The 3,705-nt window shown below is 54.8% G+C and carries 9 protein-coding genes; all 9 read left to right on the plus strand.

Annotation, left to right across the window (positions count from 1 at the left end; genetic code table 11):
* The first annotated feature begins 199 nt into the window (after positions 1-199).
* The gene (locus APU11_RS05035) at positions 200-709 is read left to right on the plus strand and encodes a hypothetical protein (RefSeq protein WP_060578339.1); all 510 of its coding nucleotides are present in this window, start codon (positions 200-202) and stop codon (positions 707-709) included.
* Complete coding sequence (locus APU11_RS28560) at positions 706-864, plus strand: hypothetical protein (RefSeq protein WP_016042170.1); 159 nt, start codon at positions 706-708, stop codon at positions 862-864. The genes APU11_RS05035 and APU11_RS28560 overlap by 4 nt, the downstream gene beginning before the upstream one ends.
* Complete coding sequence (locus APU11_RS05045; protein WP_058106384.1) at positions 861-1,070, plus strand: cell division protein FtsZ; 210 nt, start codon at positions 861-863, stop codon at positions 1,068-1,070. Before APU11_RS28560 ends, APU11_RS05045 begins: the two co-directional genes overlap by 4 nt.
* 7 nt (positions 1,071-1,077) lie before the next feature.
* Positions 1,078-1,299, plus strand: a complete 222-nt coding sequence (locus APU11_RS05050) for a hypothetical protein (protein ID WP_230963079.1) — start codon at positions 1,078-1,080, stop codon at positions 1,297-1,299.
* Positions 1,300-1,372: 73 nt separating this feature from the next.
* Positions 1,373-1,657, plus strand: a complete 285-nt coding sequence (gene gamL / locus APU11_RS05055) for a host nuclease inhibitor GamL (RefSeq protein ID WP_060578340.1) — start codon at positions 1,373-1,375, stop codon at positions 1,655-1,657.
* A gap of 18 nt (positions 1,658-1,675) precedes the next feature.
* Complete coding sequence (gene bet, locus APU11_RS05060) at positions 1,676-2,521, plus strand: phage recombination protein Bet (RefSeq protein WP_060578341.1); 846 nt, start codon at positions 1,676-1,678, stop codon at positions 2,519-2,521.
* A complete protein-coding gene (locus tag APU11_RS05065; protein WP_060578342.1) occupies positions 2,518-3,198 on the plus strand; it encodes a lambda exonuclease family protein in 681 nt (226 codons plus the stop codon). Before bet ends, APU11_RS05065 begins: the two co-directional genes overlap by 4 nt.
* Entirely contained in the window at positions 3,195-3,623 is a 429-nt protein-coding gene (locus APU11_RS05070) for a hypothetical protein (protein ID WP_060578343.1), read from the plus strand. The genes APU11_RS05065 and APU11_RS05070 overlap by 4 nt, the downstream gene beginning before the upstream one ends.
* On the plus strand, positions 3,620-3,705 hold an 86-nt coding region (locus APU11_RS26480; RefSeq protein WP_114078532.1), incomplete at its 3' end, for a DUF1317 family protein. The genes APU11_RS05070 and APU11_RS26480, both read left to right, overlap by 4 nt.

A 3,705-nucleotide genomic window follows, 5' to 3' on the forward strand; every position in this document is an offset into this window, starting at 1 on the left:
AATGTCCAAGGGCAGTTAGTAAGACGCATCAAATAGACCCGCTCCGGCGGGTTTTTTATCGGCCATACCTCAGCAACTTCACAGAGGTTGCTTAGTTATGACAACCGGCGGCCATCCACCGCCCATTGAAACACTGAATAAATGCGTTGAAGTCTTGTATTAACCGTTCGGCGGCGCGGCCTTAAGCGCGGAGATGATCATGACCCTTATCGAATTGACCAAAAAGAAAATGGCAATTGAAGCCGAACTGGCTCAGTTGAAGGCGAAGTTTGTTGATGACACCTCACGCATCGGTAAAGAGCTGATTGCCGTGTCTGAAAGTATCAACCAGGCCAATAAAGGCCTAACGGTTGAGATGGTTCGGCATGGCATGACGATCATTAACTTCGGAGACCCGAAACAAAGCATGGAGCGGCGCGGGTGTGTTGAAGATGCGATTAACGACATTGCATCCGGGTTAACCCGCCTGAGCGAGCGTTATTTTGGGACAAAAAACTACGCCCATTGGAGTGATCAGCGCGAAGACCATCGTTATGGATATGGCCCTAAACACGGTTCTATCTGCTTCAAGATCGGCTTAACTGGCACCGCACTTAATAAGCTGGCAAGCGGCGGGTTGAGTGATTACGACGCTGAATGCGCTATCTACTGCCTGATGAACATTGACGCCATCAATGCGGCAAACGCCAAAGCCCGGGAGGCATCATGACAGTCACCCACAACGGCAAGCAGTACACCGCCAAAAAGCTCAACGATAACGAATGGCAGCTGACGTCGGTGTCGACACCGCGCGACAAGCTGACGCTTAACCGCTGGCAGATGCATATCGCTGGCCTCCTGAAACAGGTTGAGGTGAAGGTATGATCAACCACTACGGCACCACCCCGCTCATTCGCCAGTGCGTCACGCCCGGCATGATGGCAATGCATGAAGGCCGCACATATCGCGTCTCAGCAGTCATTCAGGAGCGCAAATGGGTGTACCTGCACACCGATGCAGAAATTATCCGCCTCAGTGACTGCGTGATTGACGTCCTTCTGGACGGTCACGGCAACCCTATCCTGCACTGAGGTGATTATGCAGAAGTTTGAATATTTCGTGATGGATGGCCGCGTTCAATACGACCCTGAACGATCCACAGTATTCGAAGCTTTGGGCCAAAAAGAACCATCTAAAAAGGCCCTGAAACGAGATTGGGGCGATATGGGCGCATTTCTTGTGCGCGCTCCAGTCACCAGTGAAGACGCATCAGGCAATTCACAATGCGGTGATTTCGAAGTAGTCCGCGAAATCCAGTAATTCCCCACCCTATTCCACCGACCAGTCTGCAATGAGGACGGGCCGCGCACATTTCAAATTCAGGAGTTCAGCAATGAACGCATACCTCACTTACGACCGCATCGAAGATCGGCGCTGGGTTGAGCAACAGCTCACCGACGAGAAAGAGAAGTGGATCGACGACCGGGCGCAGAAAATCATCGACATGATGCCAAAAGAGCCGTCCGGCCTCTTCCACTTCACGATCCCGATTGACTCCAGTCCATACGAAGGACTCCGCAGCGATAAAGCTGGCGAGGCCTACAACGATTTCATTTCGGAAGTTGCTTACGCCCAGGCGGAATACGACTGGGAACACCGTACCGGCTGCCCATTTTAATTTTTGAGGGGATTAACGATGGCAAACGAATTAACAATCACGGCGAGCGCGCTGCAGGAAAAAGGCATCGACGTCGCTACCTGGAGCGCGCTGAAGAACAGTATCTATCCTGGCGCCAAAGACGAATCGGTAATGATGGCGCTCGATTACTGCCGTGCCCGCCAGTTGGATCCGCTACTGAAGCCTGTCCACCTCGTGCCGATGAGCGTCAAAGACTCGAGAACAGGTAAAAGTGAATGGCGCGACGTGGTCATGCCGGGTATCGGGCTTTACCGCATTCAGGCGGACCGCTCCGGCGATTATGCCGGTGCCCGCGAACCAGAGTTCGGGCCCGACGTAACTCAGACGCTTACTGGTGTCGAGGTGACCTTCCCTCAGTGGTGCAAATACACCGTCTACAAGCGCATGCCCAGTGGAGAGATCGTCGAGTTCAGCGCCAAAGAATACTGGATTGAGAACTATGCCACCGGCGGCCGCGACACCACGGCGCCGAACGCGATGTGGAAAAAGCGCCCATACGGACAGCTGGCGAAATGCGCGGAAGCCCAGGCGTTGCGTAAGGCATGGCCTGAGATTGGACAGCAGCCTACCGCCGAAGAAATGGAAGGCAAATCACTGGACGTAGATATCCGTGACGTCACGCCGCGCAGTACCACAGAAGCACTTCCACCAGCAGCAAGCGAAGAAACGCTTCAAGCGATCACCGATCTCTTAACGACCCTGGATAAAGACTGGGAGAAAGACTTCCTTCCACTGTGCAGCGACATCTTCAAACGGCAAATTCTTGAGGCGTCAGAACTCACTGAAGAAGAGGCACAGAAAGGGTTTGGCTTCCTTCAGAAAAGGGCTAAGGCGGCGGCATGACACCAGAAATTATCCAATCCCGCACCGGCATTGATGTAACCACTATTCAACAGGGCGATGAGGCGTGGCACAGGCTGCGCCTCGGCGTTATCACAGCCTCTGAAGTGCACAACGTCATCGCCAAGCCAAGATCTGGTAAGAAGTGGACAGACATGAAAATGTCCTACTTCCACACGCTGCTCGCTGAGGTATGCACCGGCGTAGCGCCAGAGGTTAACGCCAAGGCGCTGGCCTGGGGTAAGCAGTACGAGGAAGACGCCCGCACCCTTTTCGAGTTCACCACTGACGTGAAAGTCACGGAGTCTCCGATCCTGTTCCGTGACGAGAGCATGCGCACTGCGTGCTCCCCTGACGGCCTTTGCAGTAACGATTTCGGCCTCGAATTGAAATGCCCGTTCACCTCCCGCGACTTCATGAAATTCCGCCTTGGCGGTTTCGAAGCCATCAAGTCTGCGTACATGGCCCAGGTGCAGTACAGCATGTGGGTGACCGGAAAAGAGGCCTGGTTCTTTGCCAACTACGACCCACGCATGAAGCGCGAAGGCATTCACCATGTCGTCGTTGAGCGGGATCCGCAGTACATGACCGATTTCAACGAAATGGTGCCGGAGTTCATTGAGAAGATGGACGAGGCGCTGGCAGAGATCGGCTTCACGTTCGGGGAACAGTGGAAATGAAACGCACACCCTTTTACCGCCGGCCCGGGCGAACCGGGCAATTCTCCGGCCTACGTGAACGCGTTATCTGGATGATTCAGACGCGGGGCCGTCCGGTAACCGGCAGCGAAATCGCTGAGAAGTTTGGCGTAACGCTCATCGAGTTTAACCGTGTCGCCAACGGCATTACCCGCGGCACCGGACAGATAGCGCAGATCGTTGAGTCGGAAAAGTGGATCAACGAGGACGGCATCTGTGACCGGACATTCGACCTGGCCACGAAGCCGAAGGTTGTAACGCCGCAGGGCAAATCGCGGCTGTTCACCCGACGCGCCATAGAGCAGTCGCAGGAAGGCAGACGGCAGGAGTGCATAGCGCGTGCCGCCCGACGTCGCCGCCTCATTGCTCAGGGCCTCTACATCGACGAAATGGAGTCCATCCTATGACTCACGCTCACGACGACATCAGGGTTGGCACACTGTGCCTTCCCTTCATTGGTAACGGCTGGCTAATGCCATGGGGTGAAGT

It is taken from the genome of Enterobacter sp. 50793107, assembly GCF_001463365.1.
Lineage (GTDB): Bacteria > Pseudomonadota > Gammaproteobacteria > Enterobacterales > Enterobacteriaceae > Enterobacter > Enterobacter cloacae.